The following is a 15,386-nucleotide window of genomic DNA, read 5'->3' as shown; positions in this document are numbered from 1 at the left end:
ATTGAGGCTGAGCAGTTCCGTCTGCAAAGCGAGAAGGATGCCGGGGCGGACCATCGCTGCCAGACTGGGTGCGTTGGCTGCCATCAGGACGCGGACGGTTTGGTTCTCCGCGGCCCACTTGGGCAGGCTGGCCTTGGTTGTTCCTGGCAGAAGAGACCGAATGGCCGGCTGGAGGGCCATCACCGCAGCGGTGACCGCGATAGGCAGGGGGCAGGGGCCCACCTCGCGTTGGTGTCCCTGAACGGCGCGACAGCTGACGAGGGCCATGAACGCCGGGTTGAACAGGGCCCGCTCCTCGCGACTGAGCTCGACTGGCACAGTCATCGGCCCACCGCCGGCTCCAGAAGCGCCATCAGCCGGGCTTCGAAGTCGGGATGCCACCCGACACGTTGTTCATCCGCCAGCATTTGGTAGGAACCTGTCGTCACGAACGCCTCGTCACAGCCGGCCCGGATTCTGTATCGAGCGTCCTGCTCGACCCAGGCATAGATCTTCTTCGCCTGTACGCGCATCTCCGATTCAGCCGCGTCCTCACCCAGATCGTCGGCCATCAGGTAGAAGCGCCTCTCCCATTCCTCGACCAGGCGTCGCTCATAACGGCCGAGTTCACCAGGGCGTAGAAGGTTTTCATTGGACCACCGGGAGCGCTGTTCATAAGCCCGGACATAGTCCCTAACCGCCATCCGTATGCGGGCGTTACCAATCCCGGCGAGCATAAGCTGTCGCACGAAGGCTTTTTCCGTGTGCTCGGTCACCTGACCGGTGAGGTCGACGACGTCAGCATCGATGGGAAGGTTATCGGGCCGGAACTGGTTGCGACGCTGATCGAAGATGTCATCGAATTCAACCCCGGTGACTGGGCCAGCCCCCCTGCCCGCCAAGTGGGCGATGCAGCGCTGAAGAAACCAGCCCTCCAGGCGCTGAAGGAAGGCTTGTGCGTGGGGGTGACCGACAACCAGGGCAGCCCGGCCCTCCAGCTGGTCACCGGCCTTCGTGATGTTGTCAGCCTCATCGAGTACCTGAATACGTTTGAGCAAGTTCAATTTCTCATCTGTGTCCAGAGCATCCCATGCTGCGAAGTTAGCCAGGGTGGTCGAGCTCTTCGCTGCAGAGTTAGCGCGTGCCGCATTCAGCAGCTTCAGCGCCTCGGCTTCGTTCCGCAATCCACCGGGACGACTCGGCGCCAGGTAGGACCCGACGGTCCCCTCTGGCGCGATACCAGTCGTCAGAAGAAACAGGTTCGTCCGCTCCAGGTCGATCTGCTGGTCGGAGACGGCCGTAGCCCAGATCCGGAGCGTCTTCCACAGGTCGCTACTGGCATCGGTCATCCGCGTCCCGGGCGCACGGTGCTTGAGCTGCCACCAGTCCGTTGAATCCTCGCGCACAGTTTCAATGTCGTCCCCTGCCTCGACAGCAACCGTCCAGTCGAGACCTGCCTGGAGATGATCCACGCACACCAGCAAAGCCATGCGCAACTGGTACAGATAGCCGAGCGCCGCTGCAGATGCCTCAAAGGGATCAGACTTGCCGCTCATTGCATCCCCCGCCTCTGACCTGCCCCACCATGCATCCGGAGATCGTATCGGCAGGGGCGACACCTGGTTAAGGTGTTCCGGGACAATGAGTCGGTTACGTCCATCCCCCGGTGGCGCACCCTTGGACGCATCGGCATCGGCCAGGCCCCGGTATCTGTGAGCGGCAGATCGCCGCCGAAGGAAGCCTCGAACAGCCAGCACCGGCACCTGCCCCGGACGGCGGCAGGTAGCTCTGGGGGACAGCTGTCGGGCCAGACGGAAGTCAACGTCTCCAGAGTGATTCGCTGCCGAAGAAGCGGTAGCGGACCAGGTTGATGCTGTGCCGCTACTCGTGCGCAGCAGGGACGCCGCGTAGCAGGTGAAGTCGCCGGCCCCGTATGAGCCCCGGGCCGCTCCCCAGCACCGTAGCGGCCGCTTGTTTCCTCAGTAAAGCATTCGCTGCTGCGAGGCATCTTCGACTGCTAGGTCGGCGAACCAACGGGGCATTTCTCCTCGGGCGAGCGAGAGGTCGCTCATGGAGCGGCTCGTGCCACGCTCTGTCTGGAAGATTCCGGGATGGGATTCGAACGCGAATCCCTGCCGACGCACCTGTCGCCCCGCCAAGGGATATCCGCAGGTCAGGGCGAGTACGTATGCCGTTGTGGTCGCATGTGGTCGCACGAACCGCCGCCCCCAGGTCGACACTGGGACTAGCAGTTCAATGCGCAACTTTTGGAAGCGATCATCATGCGCTCCGCCGCTTCTCGGGGGCGTGTCTACCGGCGCTGCAGCTGTCGAGACCAGCTGCACAAGCAGCTCGGATCACGCTGTCCACGGCTCCTCGCCGATCCTGATCATGGCACGTGGACGTTCGCCGTCGATGTCCCTCAGTGCGCGCCGGGGCGTCACACCGTCCGTCGTGGCGGCTTCCCTGACCGGGGCACCGCGTCACAGGCCCTGCGGCGCCTGATCGACACCGCTGGTGCGGGTCTTCTCGCCGATCCGAACCAGACGGTCGCTGACTACCTGACTGCCTGGCTCCAGGCCAAGGCCATGACCTTGAAGCCGACGACCACGGTCCGCTACCGCGCCTACGTCGAGGACGATCTCGTCCCCGCGCTCGGGAAGATCAAGCTCGACGATCTCGGCTACGGTCACATCACGGCCTTCGTCCGAGCGCAGCTCTCGCGCGGACGGGGCCCAGTCACCATTCACCGGATCCTCGCCACCTTGTCGAGCGCACTCGGCGAGGCTGTCCGGCACCACCGGCTCGACCACAACCCCGCCCGGCCCACGATCATCCCCCGGCCGGCAGCCGCCGAGCGTCACATCTGGACCGTCGACGAGGCCGTGGCCTTCCTGCGGTACTGCCATACGGCCGACCCGCTCATGGCCGATCTTGTCGAGGTCCTCATCGGCACCGGCATCCGCAAGGGAGAAGCACTCGCTCTGGGCTGGGACGACGTCCGCCTCGACAAGCGCGTCCTCTATATACACGCGACGCTCTCCGCAATCGACAACAACCGCCTCGTGATCACCACGCCCAAGACCAGGAGCAGCAGGAACTGGGTCGCCGTCTCCGGCCGCGTCGCCACCGCCCTCCACCACCGCGCCCGAGACAGACGCCCGTCAACAATGGCAGGGTTTGAAGGCGATTTCGTGTTCCACCGTCCCGACGGCCGACCGCTCCACCCGGAGTACGTCCTCAACCGGTTCCACCTGCTTTGCCGCAGAGCGGGTGTCTCCCGTACGACAATCCATGATCTCCGGCACCTGTCAGCCACGATCTCGATCAACGCCGGCGTTCCGCTCACCGTGGTGTCGAAGACCCTGCGGCACTCGACGCTCTCTACAACCGCGAACATTTACAGCCATCTCACCACTCAGGCAGCCCGCGAAGCCGTCGACGCCATCGACAAAACCCTCACCCAGGCCGACCGGCCACCCACTCCCCCAGGCCCGATCCCGGCACCGCGACCGCTCTGCGACCACATCCCGCAGCTACACAACCAGATGATCACCATCAGTCAGCCCACCAGCACCAGGGCTTACCCCCGAACAGCCCCGGCGGCGGTGAGCACGTGCGACCACATTGCGACCACAAACCGACACAACATCAGAAAGGCCGTTCCCTCACTACGAGGAAACGGCCTCTGACCTGCGAAAATGCAAGTCGGGACGGCGGGATTTGAACCCACGACCCCTTGACCCCCAGTCAAGTGCGCTACCAAACTGCGCCACGTCCCGGTGCTTGTCCGGCGGGGCTTTCGCCCGTGCCGACCGCGCACGAGAACAATACCGCACTTCGCGCGGTGGTCGCGCACGCGATGGCCGGGCCGGCGGGCGGCGCCCGCCAGGGCACCGGGGGTCGCGCTTGACCTCAAGCCCGCTTGAGGTCGCAAGCTGATCGACATGACCACGACCTGCGCATACGCCTATGACGATCTTGCCGGTCTGATGAGCCGGATGACCGGCGACGAGAAGCACGGGCCCGCCGCCACCTCGACGCTCGACGCCCTGTGGGTGCTCTACGACCGGGTGCTGCGGGTGTCGCCGGAGACGGCGGGCGACGACCGGCGGGACCGGTTCCTGCTGTCGAAGGGGCACGGGCCCATGGCGTACTACGCCGTGCTGGCCGCGAAGGGGTTCTTCCCCGTCTCCTGGCTGGGCGGCTTCGGGGCGTACGACTCGCCGCTGGGGCACCACCCGGACCGGACGCTGGTGCCGGGGGTGGAGATCGGCAGCGGATCGCTGGGCCACGGGCTGCCGCTGGGGGTGGGGACGGCGCTCGGGCTGCGGGCCCGGGGACTGGCGGAGCCGCGCGTGTGGGTGCTGATCGGGGACGCCGAGCTGGACGAGGGCAGCAATCACGAGGCCATCGCCTACGCCGGGGCCGCCGGGCTGGAGGCGCTGCACACGGTGGTGATCGACAACAGCTCCGCCACCCACGGCTGGCAGGGCGGCATCGCGTCCCGCTTCGAGGCGGCCGGCTGGTCCGCCGCCACCGTCGACGGCCGTGATCACGAGGCACTGTACGCGGCGTACACCGCGCCGCACCCCGGGCGGCCGCGCGTGGTCGTGGCCCGCGTCGAGGGCAAGGACACCGGCGAACCCAAGATCGCCTGACTGAGAGGACCGTCTTCCGTGGACACCATGCGTGACCGCTTCGCCGCCACCGTCTCGGGGCTGCTCGACACCGACCCCCGGCTCGCCGTGGTGCTGGCCGACATCGGCGTGGCCGGGTTCGCCGAGGCGCGGCGTGCCCACCCCGACCGGGTGATCAACGTGGGGATCCGGGAGCAGCTGCTCGTCGGCACGGGCGGCGGGCTGGCGCTGGCCGGGATGCGGCCGGTCGTGCACACCTTCGCGAGCTTCCTGGTGGAGCGGGCCTTCGAGCAGATCAAGCTGGACTTCGGTCACCAGGGGACGGGCGGTGTGCTGGTGAGCGCGGCCGGCTCGTACGACTGGCCGGCCGGGGGCTATACGCACATGGCCCCGGGCGACGTCGCGCTGCTGGACACCCTGGACGGCTGGACGCAGCACGTGCCCGGGCATCCGGACGAGGCGGAGGCGCTGCTGCGGCACGCGGTGGGCGCCGGGGACGCCAAGGTGTACGTGCGGCTGTCGGCGCAGGTCAACACGGTGCCGCGGCCCGTGGCCGGGGACGGCGGGTTCCTGGTGGAGCGGCAGGGGCGCGGCGGGGTGGTCGTGGCGGTGGGCCCGATGCTGGACAACGTCCTGGCCGCGGTCGAGGGGCTCGACGTGACCGTGCTGTACGCGGCGACGGTGCGGCCCTTCGACGGTGCCGCCCTGCGCGCGGCCGTGGCCGGGGGCGACCGGGCGGACGTGGTGCTGGTGGAGCCGTATCTGGCGGGCACGTCGACGGCCGCCGCGAACGACGCGCTGAACGCGGTGCCGCACCGGGTGCTCGGCCTGGGCGTGCGGCGGGGCGAGCTGCGGCGCTACGGCTCGATCGAGGAGCACCTGGCCGGCCAGGGCCTGGACCCGCGGTCGCTGCGGGAGCGGATCACCGGATTCCTCCCCGGCGCCCACTGACCGGCGCCGACCGGCACTGGCGACCACTGGACGCCCATTCGGTTGACCTCCGACCCGTGGGTCGTGCAAGCATCATCCTTCGCGATGTTGCACTGACGCACTTCCACAACTCCTCTTCCTCAGGAGCAAAGTTGGAGAACGCCGAGCATCTCTCCCGGCGCGGCTTCCTGCGCACCGCGGCGGGCACCGCCGCCGTCGCGGGGGCGGCCGTCGCCGTTCCCGCCGGTGCCGGGCAGGCCGTCGCCGCCGCCGTCCCACCCGCTGCCGCCGCCGACGGGTCCGTCCGTAGGGTCCTGTCGTTCACCGCGGCCACCAACGGTTCCGCCAGCCTCTCCCCCGTCGGTGACCGGCTGGTCGCCGAGGTGCAGAACGTGCTGTGGTCCGTTCCCCGGGCCGGCGGGGACGCGGTGGCGATCACGCCGCCGGATCTGGAGCCGACGCGGCCGGTGCACTCCCCCGACGGTTCGTGGCTGGCCGTCTGCGCCTACCGGGGCGGGGGGTTCCACATCTGGGTACTGCGGCCCGACGGTTCGGGCCTGCGGCAGCTGACGGACGGGCCCTGGGACGACCGGGGGCCGTCCTGGTCGCCGGACGGTACCCGGATCGCGTTCGCCTCCGAGCGCGGCGGCGATCCGGTGGCGGGCAGCCCGTACCGGCTGTGGGTGGTGGACGTGCGCACCGGCGCGCTGACCCGGGTGACCGGGCTGCCGGGGCAGCAGGGTCCGGGGCAGCAGGGTCCGGGGCAGGACGGCGCGTGGGAGGACTTCGATCCGGTCTGGTCGCCGGACGGCAGGCGGTTGCTGTTCGTCCGCGGCACCGTCCTCGGCACCGTGCTCCGGGCGCGGACGGTGGCGTCCGTGCCGGCCGACGGGCAGGGGCCGGTGCGGGTGGAGCACGAGGAGACGGCTCCCGGCGCGCAGGTGATGACGCCCGCGGTCTCGCCGGCCGGGCGGCTGGCCTACGTGCGGACCACGCCGGCGCCCGCCGCGTCCTGTGTGCTCGTCGTGGACGGTGCGGCGGTGCCGGTCGAGGGGGACGTGGAGCCGGTGCCGCCGCGCTGGGTGTCGCGGGAGGAGCTGCTGCTCACGGTGGGCGGCGAGTTCCGGATCGTGCGGCCGGGGAAGCCGGCGGCGGGTGCCGCGATCCCCTTCACCGCGCGGCTTGCCGTGGACCGGCCGCGCTATGGCGTGAAGCGCTACGACCTGGCCGTGGCCGGCGGCGGTTCCCGGCCGGTGCGCTCGCTGCATCTGCCGGCGCTGTCCCCGGACGGCCGGCGGGTGGCGTTCGCCGCGCTCAACTCCCTCTGGCTGGCGGACGTCTCCGGCGGCCGGGCGCCTCGCCGGATCGTCCGGGCGGAGGCCACGAGCTATCCGTTCGGGCCGTCGTGGTCGCCGGACGGGCGGGCGCTGCTGTACGTCGACGACCGGGACGGTCTGCACGCGGTGCGCCGCCGGGACCTGGCGTCGGGCGAGGAGACCGTGCTGGCCCCCGGCGGACGGGTGGCACCGGCCCTGTCGCCGGACGGGACGCGGCTGGCCTGTCTGGATCTGTCCGGCAATCTGGTGGTGCGCGATCTCACCTCGGGCGCGGAACGAGTGCTGGCCTCGCCGCTGGGCGGGGGCGGTTTACCGGGCGCCCCGACCTGGTCGCCGGACGGGCGTTTCGTCGCGTTCTGCGACCGCAACCGGCTCAACCAGCGCTTCCGCGAGGGCTACAACCTCATCCGGGTCGTGGACGCGGCGAACGGCAGCGCCCGGCTGCACGCCGTGGCCCCGCACGTCTCGATCTCCGACCGGTACGCCTCGGGTCCCGTGTGGTCACCCGACGGGCGGTCGATGGCGCTGATCACCGAGTCCGCGCTGTGGCTGCTGCCGGTGCGGGCCGACGGCACCCCCGACGGTGCGCCGCGCCGGCTGACGGACGAGGCGGCGGACCATCCGACCTGGGCCGCCGACGCGCGCCGGGTCCTGTATCTGTCGGCCGGGCGGCTGCGGCTGCTGGACACGGCGACGGGCACGGCGCGCACGGTGCCGGTGGCGCTGGGCCACCGCCGGCCGGAGCCGGCCGACGTCGTGGTGCATGCGGGCCGCTTCTGGGACGGCACGGGGACGGCGGTGCGCGAGGACGTGGACGTCGTCGTCCGCGAGGGTCGCATCGCGTCGGTCGAACCGCACCGGGCGCGGCGGAACGGGCGGCGGACCCTCGACGCGTCGGAGCGGACGGTGATCCCGGGGCTGTGGGACGCGCACACCCACCCGTGGCAGATCACCTACGGCGGCCGGCAGACCGCGCTGCAGCTGGCCTACGGCATCACGACCGCCGTGTCGCTGGGCGGGGCGGCGTACGAGGGGGCCCGGATCCGGGAGGCGGTGGCGGCCGGGGAGCTGGCCGGGCCGCGCCTGCTGACCTGCGGGGAGCTGCTGGACGGCTCGCGGGTCGCGTACAGCATGGGGCGCGCGCACCGGACCCGGGAGGGGCTGCGCCGCTCGCTGTCCCGGGCCGCGGCGCTGGACTGGGACTTCGTCAAGACGTACGTCCGGGCGCCGGGCTGGGTGATGGAGGAGGCGGCGCGTTTTGCACACGAGCGGCTGGGGGTGCGCACGGGCAGCCATCTGTGCACGCCGGGCGTTCTGCTGGGCCAGGACCTGACGACGCATCTGCAGGCGACGCAGCGGCTGGAGTTCGGGCACGCGACGAGCGCGACCGGGCGTGCCTACCAGGATCTGGAGCAGATCTACACGGCGGGCGACTTCCGGCTGGTGGCGACGCTCTTCACCTCGGTGCCGCTGCTGGGCGCGGAGCCGGAGCTGGCGGAGGACCCCCGGGTGACGCGGCTGATGCCGCCGTGGGACGTGGAGGTGGTGCGGAAGACGGCCGGCGCTCCGCCCACCGAGGAGCAGCTGGCCACGCTGGGCCGGGAGGTCGGCGTGTACCGGCGGGTGCTGGCCGGGGGCGGCGTCGTCGCGCTCGGCACGGACGCGCCGCTGGTCCCGGTGGGGCTGTCGCTGCACATGGGGCTGCGGGCGTTGCACCGCTTCGGGCTGTCGGCGGTGGAGGCGTTGCGGACGGCGACGGTGCTGCCGGCGCGGGCGTTCGGCGCGGAGCGGGACCTGGGGACGCTGGAGGCCGGCAAGCTGGCCGACATGACGGTCGTGGACGGCGATCCGTTCACCGACTTCGACTCGCTCGTGAGAACGGAGTCGGTGCTGCGGGGCGGCGTGGTGTACGAGCAGGGGAAGCTGGTCGGCGCGTACGGGCACGCCGGTGGCCCCGAGCTGCGGTCGGCGCGGCCCGAGGGCGGCTGGGAGGCGGTCGTGCGGCAACTGCGCCGGGACTCCTGCTGCGACCTGGAGCCGCACCACTGAGCGGCCGGGCGAGCGGCCGGGCCGCCCGCGTGCCCTCCCCGGTGGGGTGCGCGGGCGGCCGCCGGCCGGTGGCCGGCGTCCGGCCGGTCAGCGCTTGATCTCGTACGAGTCCCCGTAGACCTTCCACTTCAGGGGCGGTTCGAGGTCGAGGTTGCCGTTGTCGAGGAAGACGCGCTGCTCGGTGTCGACGCGGCTGGTGTCGCTGTGCGCCTCCTCGTGTTTCATGGCGACCTTGCGGGCGTCGAGGAAGGCGCCCAGGTAGGTCTTCTCGTCGCCGCCCTGTGCCGGGGGTTTGGCCTTCGCCAGGGCGGCCTTGCGGATGCCGCCGAAGCTGTCCTTGCCGTTGCCGGGGCCGTGCATGACGATGGCGTCGTAGTAGGCGAACTGGCCCAGGGCGCGCAGGCCGTCCTGCTCGGCCTGCCGGACGGCGGGGTCGAAGTAGACCCGGTCGCGCTCGGACTCCTGGGCGTCCTGGAACGCCTTGTCGCCGGCCGCTTTGTGCCAGGCGTCCTCGAAGGGCTTGCCGAGGCCGGCGTGCGAGTCGCTGCCGTTGACCTTGCGCAGGGCGGGCAGGTACTTGGCGAGCGGGTTGCCGGGCTTCTGCTTCGTGTAGAGCTCGACGAGGTCGAGCATGTCGCCGGTGCCCGAACAGAAGCCGATGATGCCGCCGGTGTAGCCGCGGCCGTCGCCGATGTCCTCGATGTAGGTGAACTGGGCGCGCCAGTCGAGCGAGGAGTTCTCCGCGCTCGACACCAGTCTCATGGCGATGTCCTTCTTGTACGGGTCGTCCAGGCCGGTGCCGGCGAGCGCTTCGGCGGCGCGGTCCCGCACGCCGGCGGTGGCCGGGGCGTCGTGGACGGCACGGGCGGGCGAGGCTGCCGAGGCGGCCTGGCCGAGCCCGGCGAGCGTGAAGGAGGCGAGGGAGGCGGCGGCCGCCCCCAGCAGGACGGCACGGGTGCGCTGCTTCGCAGGGCGGGGCCTCGGGGCGTGGGGCTTCGGGGCGTGGGCGGGCATGCGGAATCTCCGTTCCCGATCGACTGTCAGGAAAGTTTCCTAACTGCTGCCGGGTATTGAAGACTCGGGTCCGCTTCACTGACAAGAGGCGCTGCCGAAATGTGTACGAGAACACGCCGTTCGGCGCGGACGGTCCCTCAGCAACCGGCCGTCGCCCGCTCGGTGACGGGGCGTCGTCGCAGGATGTCCTCTGCCGCGCGGACGATCCGGCACCGGAGTTGCCACCGCGGTGGGTGCCTTCGCCCCCGGGACCCCCTTGCCGCCGGTCCGGCGTTCGGATACACGTGCGACCCTAGGAGCCGGAGTCGGCTCTGGATCAAGCGCCGAGCGGGGGAAGGGTGGCCAGGTGGCAGCAGGGTTGAGCATCGGGCAGGTGGCCGCGCGGACGGGCCTGAGCGTGCACGCACTGCGTTTCTACGAGCGCGAGGGCATCCTGCTGGCCGACCCGGTCCGGCGCGACGCGGGCGGCCGGCGCGTCTACACCGAGGACGACGTCGGCTGGCTGAACCTCTGCGTCGTCCTGCGCGCCTCCGGCATGCCGCTGCCCGCCATCCGCCGCTACACCGAGCTGGCGAGGGCGGGCGCGGGCAACGAGCCCGAACGGCTGGCCCTGCTGCGCGAGCACGAGGCGCGGGTGAGCGAGCAGATGGCCGCACTGACCCGCTGCCTCGACCTGATCCGCTACAAGGTCGCGGTGTACGAGGACCTGGTCGACGGCGGTGTCACCGACCACGGGTGCAACCCGGCGGGCTGACCCGCCCCGGAGGGGCCGGATCGCCGGTCCGCTGCACGGGCCGTCACCCCCGGGGAGCTCCCGCCGTCTCGGTCCCGGCGCCGTGGCTGCCGGGAGCCGCGCCGCTCACGGCGGAGTGGACGGCGACGTCCGCGGCCTCCGCCAAGGGGTTCCGGGCCGGGCGCCCGGCGGGCCCGTCCCCGGCCGGTTCCGCGGCCACCGCCCGCCACCACGGGGTCGCCGGCGGCGTGCCGGCCGGCTCGAAGGGCTCACCGGGCCGCGGCGCCGCCATCGTCACCCCGGCCTCGTGCGCGGCGCGGAGGGTCCACTCCCCCGGCTCCGCCCACGGATGCGGCGCCAGGTTGAACGTCGCCCAGTGGATCGGCAGCAGCACGCCCGCCGACGGATCACCGCCCTGGAGGTCGAGATGGGCCCGCGTGCCCTCCTCGGGCGTCATGTGGATGTCCGGCCAGAACTCCGAGTAGGCCCCGATCTGCACCATCGTCGCGTCGAACGGTCCGTACCGGTCGCCGATGGCGGCGAAGCCGGGGAAGTAGCCGGTGTCACCGCTGTGGAAGATCCGGTGCCGCGGACCGGCGACGACCCAGGACGCCCACAGCGTGTGCTGGGTGTTGCGCAGCGCCCGGCCGCAGAAGTGCCGGGCCGGGGTGGCGGTCAGGGTCAGGCCCGCGACCTCCGCCGACTCGTGCCAGTCGAGCTCGGTGATCCGTCCGGCGGGCACGCCCCAGTGCTCCAGGTGCGCGCCGACGCCGAGGGGGACGACGAACCGGGTGCCGGTGCGGGCCAGGGCGCGCACCGTGGGCATGTCGAGGTGGTCGTAGTGGTCGTGGGAGATGATCACGGCGTCCAGCGGGCCGGTCTCGGAGAGCGGCACGGGGACGAGGTGCAGCCGGCGGGGCCCGGCGAGGGCGAAGGGCGAACAGCGCTCCGACCACACCGGGTCGAACAGCACGCGCGCGCCGTCGATCTCGGCCAGCACACTGGAGTGGCCCATCCATGTGAGCCGCAGCCCGGAGGCCGCCGGGGCGGCGAGATCGGCGACGGTGGTGGGGTGGACCGGGACCGGGTGGGCGGGGACGCGGCGGAGGCGGTTCTCCTTGCGGAAGTAGGTCGGCAGGTAGGCCAGCATGGAGCCGGAGGGGGTGCGGTCCGTGCCGACGGGGTTGACGAACACCCCGTCGGCGAAGTTCGGGGAGCGTCTGATGCGGGCCATGCGCTCGCCGGACGGGTCCGCGCCGAACGCGGCGGGGCGCAGGGCGTCGAGGGGGGAACGGGCGGAGCGGGGCACGGCGCCTCCTGGGTGGCGGTGAGTCGCCCCCATTGTCCCCAAGCGGTCCCGGGCGACGGGCGGGTGGGGGGTCAGAGCCCGCTCACCCGGAGCGTGATGTTGAGCCGCCCCGTCAGTCCGAGCCCCGCCGGCCCCGTGCCCGGCAGGGTGCGCGGCACCCCGTGGTAGGCCGGACGCGAGGGGCCGCCGAAGACGAAGAGGTCGCCACTGCGCAGCTCGACGTCCGTCCACGGCCGCCCCCGGCTCTCCGTGTTGCCGAAGCGGAAGACGCAGGAGTCGCCGAGGCTGAGCGAGACGACGGGCGCGTCGGACTTCTCGTCGGCGTCCCGGTGCAGGCCCATGCGTGCCGTGCCGTCGTAGAAATTGACGAGCGCGATGTCGTACGGCAGGTCGGAGGGGGTCCCGGCGGGGGAGCCGTACGCCCGGGCGACGGCCTGCCGTGCCAGCTCGCCGAGCCAGGCGGGGAACGGCTTGACCGGCGCGCCGTCGCCGTCGACGACGGTACGGGAGTAGCCGTAGGGGAACCAGTGCAGGCCCAGGCAGACCGTCCGCACCGACATCGCGCCGCCGCCGGGCATGCGCACGGTGCGCAGGCCGGCCGGGGGCCTGGCCCACTCGCGGCAGGCGGCGAGCAGCCGGCGCTGGGCGGGCTCGTCCAGCCAGCCGGGGACGTGCACCGCCCCGGGGGCGATCTCGGCCGGCGGCCGGGGGAAGAGCCCGTCGTCCATGGGGCCAGCCTAGGTTTTCCGGGAAGCGTGTCACATTCCGAGGGGGCCGTCCCGTCGTACGGGCGACCGCATCACACCGTCCTCGATGGAGGTACCGGCCATGGCCCGTATTCCGCTCGACCCGCCGCGCACCCCGCTGACCCGTCTCGCCGCCTGGTACAGCCGGCGCGCCTACGGCAAGGTCATCGACCCGCTGCTGGCGCTGGCGCACAACCGGAAGGTGCTGGTCACCGACTCCCGGCTGGAGATGTCGCTGAAGCGCTGGAACGCGCTCGACCCCGTGCTGAAGGACCTCGCCGTGATGGCCTCCTCGGCGGCGATCGGCTGCTCGTGGTGCATGGACTTCGGGTACTGGGAGAGCCGGCGGCACGGCGTGTCGCACGAGAAGCTGCACGACGTGCCGGTCTGGCGGGACAGCGACGTCTACACCCCGCTGGAGCGGGACGTCATGGAGTACGCCGAGGCGATGACCGCCACTCCCCCGGACATCGAGGACGAGCTGGTGGAGCGGCTGCGCGGGCGCCTCGGCGAGGCCGCGCTGGTCGAGCTGACCGCGATGGTGGCGGTGGAGAACCTCCGCTCGCGGATCAACTCGGCGCTGGGGCTGACCAGCCAGGGCTTCAAGGACTCCTGTGACATCCCGGGCCGGCCGGCGGTCTGAGGGCGGGCGGGTCAGCCCTTACGGCCGACTCCGCCGTAGAAGATCGTGTTGTTGAGCTCCTCGGGGCCGGGAACCGGGCCGTCCGGGCGCCACAGCGGCACCCGGACCAGCCCGGGCTCCAGCAGCGCGAACTCCCCGAAGAGCGGCTCGATCTCGGCCTTGCCGCGCAGGTTCAGGGCGGCGGTGGCGTTCTTGTAGACGTCCAGGACGCCGTCCCGGGCCTCGACGTCCGTACGCCCGGGCGCGTACCCCTCGTAGGGTTCGCCCGTGGCGTGCGAGAGGACGAGGCGGCTGCCGGCGGGGAGCGCGTCGCCCAGGGTGGCGACGATGCCGGCCGGGTCCTCCTCGTCCTTGACGAAGTGCAGGACGGCGACGAGCAGCAGGGCGACCGGCTCGTCGAAGTCGATGATCCCGCGGATCGCCGGATGCCGCAGAATCGATTCGGGGTCGCGGACGTCGGCGAGGACGAACTCCGCGTCGCCGGCGTTGGTCAGTTTGGCGCCGGCGTGGGTGGCCACGATGGGGTCGTTGTCGACGTAGGCGACGCGCACGCCGGGGTGGCTCTCGCGGGCCACCTCGTGGGTGTTGGGCGAGGTGGGGATGCCGGTGCCGATGTCGATGATCTGGCGGATGCCGTCCCGCACCGCGTCGCGCACCGCCCGGTGGAGGAAGGCGCGGTTGGCGCGGGCGGACAGCCGGACCTGGGGGTGGGCCTCGATGACCCGCTCGGCGGCGGCGCGGTCGACCTCGTAGTTGTCCCAGCCGCCCAGGTAGTAGTCGTACATCCGGGCCGGGTGCGGTCTGCTGGTGTCGATGTCCCGGGCGTCGAAGCCCGCCGCGATCCCCGCCGGGAGGTCGGGTCCGCCCACGCTGTACTCGCTCACGCCGTTCGTCCTCTCGTCCTCACGCGCTGCAGGCGCAGGGCCCGGTCAGCAGGAAGTCCGCCTCGCCGGCCTTCGCGCCGCGGATGAAGCTCTCCATCTCGTGACGCGTGTAGATCAGCGCGGGGCCGTCGGGGTCGGTGGACTGACGCAGGGCCACCCTGCCGTCGCCCAGCCGCATGACCTCGACGCAGCTGCCGCCGTTGCCGCCGCTCCACGGCTTGCTCCAGCCCTCGGTACCGAGGTCGGTGGCCCGCATGCCGTTGTAGATGCGATCCATGGTTCAGATCTCCTTACGAATGCCACCCAGGATGGCCTGGGTGGTGTGTGCCGGCGCGGCCTGCGCGCACATCCGGTCCAGCGCCTCCAGGAAGGCCGAGACGTCGTCGCGCTGGTCGAAGTACGAGGCGCCGACGAGGTTTTCGGCGTACGCGATGTCCGGAAGCTCCTGGATCGGGAACCGGAAGATGTGGAAGGGGCCGTACATCGCCGGATGCGGTCCGGCGGCGAACGGCATGATCTGCAGCCGGACGTTGGGCAGCTCCGTCGCCTCGGCGAGGCGGGCGATCTGGGCACGCATGACCTCGGGGCCGCCGATGGGCCGGCGCAGCACGGTCTCGTCCATCACCACCCACAGCAGCGGGGCCTTCTCCCGGGTGAGCAGGGACTGGCGCTCCCGGCGGACGGCGACCGCGCGCTCGACGACGGCCTCCGGGGCGTGCGGCTGCCCGGCGCGGAGCACCGCGCGGGCGTAGTCCTCGGTCTGCAACAGGCCGGGGATGTAGTGCGGTTCGTAGGCCCGGACGAGATTGGCCTCCTGCTCCAGGCTCACGAACGCGCTGAACCACTCGGGCAGGACGTCGCGGAAGCGGTGCCACCAGCCGGGGCGGTTGGCCTCCCGGGTGAGGGCGAGGAAGCCCTCGACCTCCTCGGGGTCGCTCACGCCGTACACGGCGAGCAGCTTCTCCACATACGGGATCTTCAGCCCGACCTCGGCCTTTTCCATCCGGCGGACGGTGGCGTGGGTGACGTCGAGGGCGCGGGCGGCCTCCTCGAAGGAGAGCCCGGCCTTCTCCCGCAGATCGTGCAGGCGCTTGCCCAGCACGACCCTCAGGACGGTCGGAG

Annotated in this window: 14 protein-coding genes and 1 tRNA gene; 6 read left to right on the top strand and 9 right to left on the bottom strand. The window is 71.7% G+C overall.

What is annotated here, in order from left to right; translation table 11 throughout:
• Together AB0K09_RS18570 and AB0K09_RS18565 are read right to left on the bottom strand one after the other, a co-directional pair.
• Window positions 1-324 (bottom strand): three component ABC system middle component (locus AB0K09_RS18570; protein WP_366066446.1); only part of this gene is annotated, 324 nt, incomplete at its 3' end.
• Window positions 321-1,535 carry an ABC-three component system protein gene (locus AB0K09_RS18565; RefSeq protein ID WP_366066445.1) on the bottom strand — a complete coding sequence of 405 codons (1,215 nt, stop codon included), beginning with the start codon at window positions 1,533-1,535 and terminating at the stop codon, window positions 321-323. The genes AB0K09_RS18565 and AB0K09_RS18570, both read right to left, overlap by 4 nt.
• A gap of 711 nt (window positions 1,536-2,246) precedes the next feature.
• Between AB0K09_RS18565 and AB0K09_RS18560 the strand changes: the two genes are divergently transcribed.
• The gene (locus AB0K09_RS18560) at window positions 2,247-3,671 is read left to right on the top strand and encodes a tyrosine-type recombinase/integrase (RefSeq protein ID WP_366066444.1); all 1,425 of its coding nucleotides are present in this window, start codon (window positions 2,247-2,249) and stop codon (window positions 3,669-3,671) included.
• Window positions 3,672-3,687: 16 nt separating this feature from the next.
• Here the strand turns inward: AB0K09_RS18560 and AB0K09_RS18555 are convergent.
• Window positions 3,688-3,761, bottom strand: a tRNA-Pro gene (locus tag AB0K09_RS18555).
• 165 nt (window positions 3,762-3,926) lie between these two features.
• On the opposite strand from AB0K09_RS18555, the gene AB0K09_RS18550 reads away from it, so the two are divergent.
• From AB0K09_RS18550 to AB0K09_RS18540, 3 genes are all read left to right on the top strand, one after another.
• Window positions 3,927-4,640 carry a transketolase gene (locus AB0K09_RS18550; protein WP_366066443.1) on the top strand — a complete coding sequence of 238 codons (714 nt, stop codon included), beginning with the start codon at window positions 3,927-3,929 and terminating at the stop codon, window positions 4,638-4,640.
• An 18-nt stretch (window positions 4,641-4,658) separates the two neighbouring features.
• Window positions 4,659-5,570, top strand: coding sequence for a transketolase (locus tag AB0K09_RS18545; RefSeq protein ID WP_366066442.1), 912 nt, complete (start codon window positions 4,659-4,661; stop codon window positions 5,568-5,570).
• Between the two features lie 131 nt (window positions 5,571-5,701).
• Window positions 5,702-8,935, top strand: coding sequence for an amidohydrolase family protein (locus AB0K09_RS18540; RefSeq protein WP_366066441.1), 3,234 nt, complete (start codon window positions 5,702-5,704; stop codon window positions 8,933-8,935).
• An 87-nt stretch (window positions 8,936-9,022) separates the two neighbouring features.
• Here AB0K09_RS18540 and AB0K09_RS18535 read toward each other — a convergent pair whose 3' ends face one another.
• Window positions 9,023-9,949 carry a chitosanase gene (locus AB0K09_RS18535; RefSeq protein WP_366066440.1) on the bottom strand — a complete coding sequence of 309 codons (927 nt, stop codon included), beginning with the start codon at window positions 9,947-9,949 and terminating at the stop codon, window positions 9,023-9,025.
• A 358-nt stretch (window positions 9,950-10,307) separates the two neighbouring features.
• On the opposite strand from AB0K09_RS18535, the gene AB0K09_RS18530 reads away from it, so the two are divergent.
• Window positions 10,308-10,703 carry a MerR family transcriptional regulator gene (locus tag AB0K09_RS18530; protein WP_366066439.1) on the top strand — a complete coding sequence of 132 codons (396 nt, stop codon included), beginning with the start codon at window positions 10,308-10,310 and terminating at the stop codon, window positions 10,701-10,703.
• A gap of 43 nt (window positions 10,704-10,746) precedes the next feature.
• On the opposite strand, the gene AB0K09_RS18525 is transcribed toward AB0K09_RS18530, so the two are convergent.
• Both AB0K09_RS18525 and AB0K09_RS18520 read right to left on the bottom strand, forming a co-directional pair.
• On the bottom strand, window positions 10,747-12,024 hold the full coding sequence (locus AB0K09_RS18525; protein WP_366066438.1) for an MBL fold metallo-hydrolase: 1,278 nt from the start codon (window positions 12,022-12,024) through the stop codon (window positions 10,747-10,749).
• Between the two features lie 38 nt (window positions 12,025-12,062).
• Window positions 12,063-12,719, bottom strand: coding sequence for an alpha-ketoglutarate-dependent dioxygenase AlkB (locus AB0K09_RS18520; protein ID WP_366066437.1), 657 nt, complete (start codon window positions 12,717-12,719; stop codon window positions 12,063-12,065).
• 100 nt (window positions 12,720-12,819) lie between these two features.
• On the opposite strand from AB0K09_RS18520, the gene AB0K09_RS18515 reads away from it, so the two are divergent.
• The gene (locus tag AB0K09_RS18515) at window positions 12,820-13,380 is read left to right on the top strand and encodes a carboxymuconolactone decarboxylase family protein (RefSeq protein ID WP_366066436.1); all 561 of its coding nucleotides are present in this window, start codon (window positions 12,820-12,822) and stop codon (window positions 13,378-13,380) included.
• A gap of 11 nt (window positions 13,381-13,391) precedes the next feature.
• Here the strand turns inward: AB0K09_RS18515 and AB0K09_RS18510 are convergent, their stop codons facing one another.
• From AB0K09_RS18510 to AB0K09_RS18500, 3 genes are all read right to left on the bottom strand, one after another.
• On the bottom strand, window positions 13,392-14,264 hold the full coding sequence (locus tag AB0K09_RS18510; protein ID WP_366066435.1) for an SAM-dependent methyltransferase: 873 nt from the start codon (window positions 14,262-14,264) through the stop codon (window positions 13,392-13,394).
• Window positions 14,265-14,283: 19 nt separating this feature from the next.
• Complete coding sequence (locus AB0K09_RS18505) at window positions 14,284-14,541, bottom strand: DUF397 domain-containing protein (protein WP_366066434.1); 258 nt, start codon at window positions 14,539-14,541, stop codon at window positions 14,284-14,286.
• Between the two features lie 3 nt (window positions 14,542-14,544).
• On the bottom strand, window positions 14,545-15,386 hold an 842-nt coding region (locus AB0K09_RS18500), incomplete at its 5' end, for a helix-turn-helix transcriptional regulator (RefSeq protein WP_366066433.1).

The sequence above is a fragment of the Streptomyces sp. NPDC049577 genome (genome assembly GCF_040675635.1).
Lineage (GTDB): Bacteria > Actinomycetota > Actinomycetes > Streptomycetales > Streptomycetaceae > Streptomyces.
This window is presented reverse-complemented; position numbering and strand designations above follow the sequence as displayed.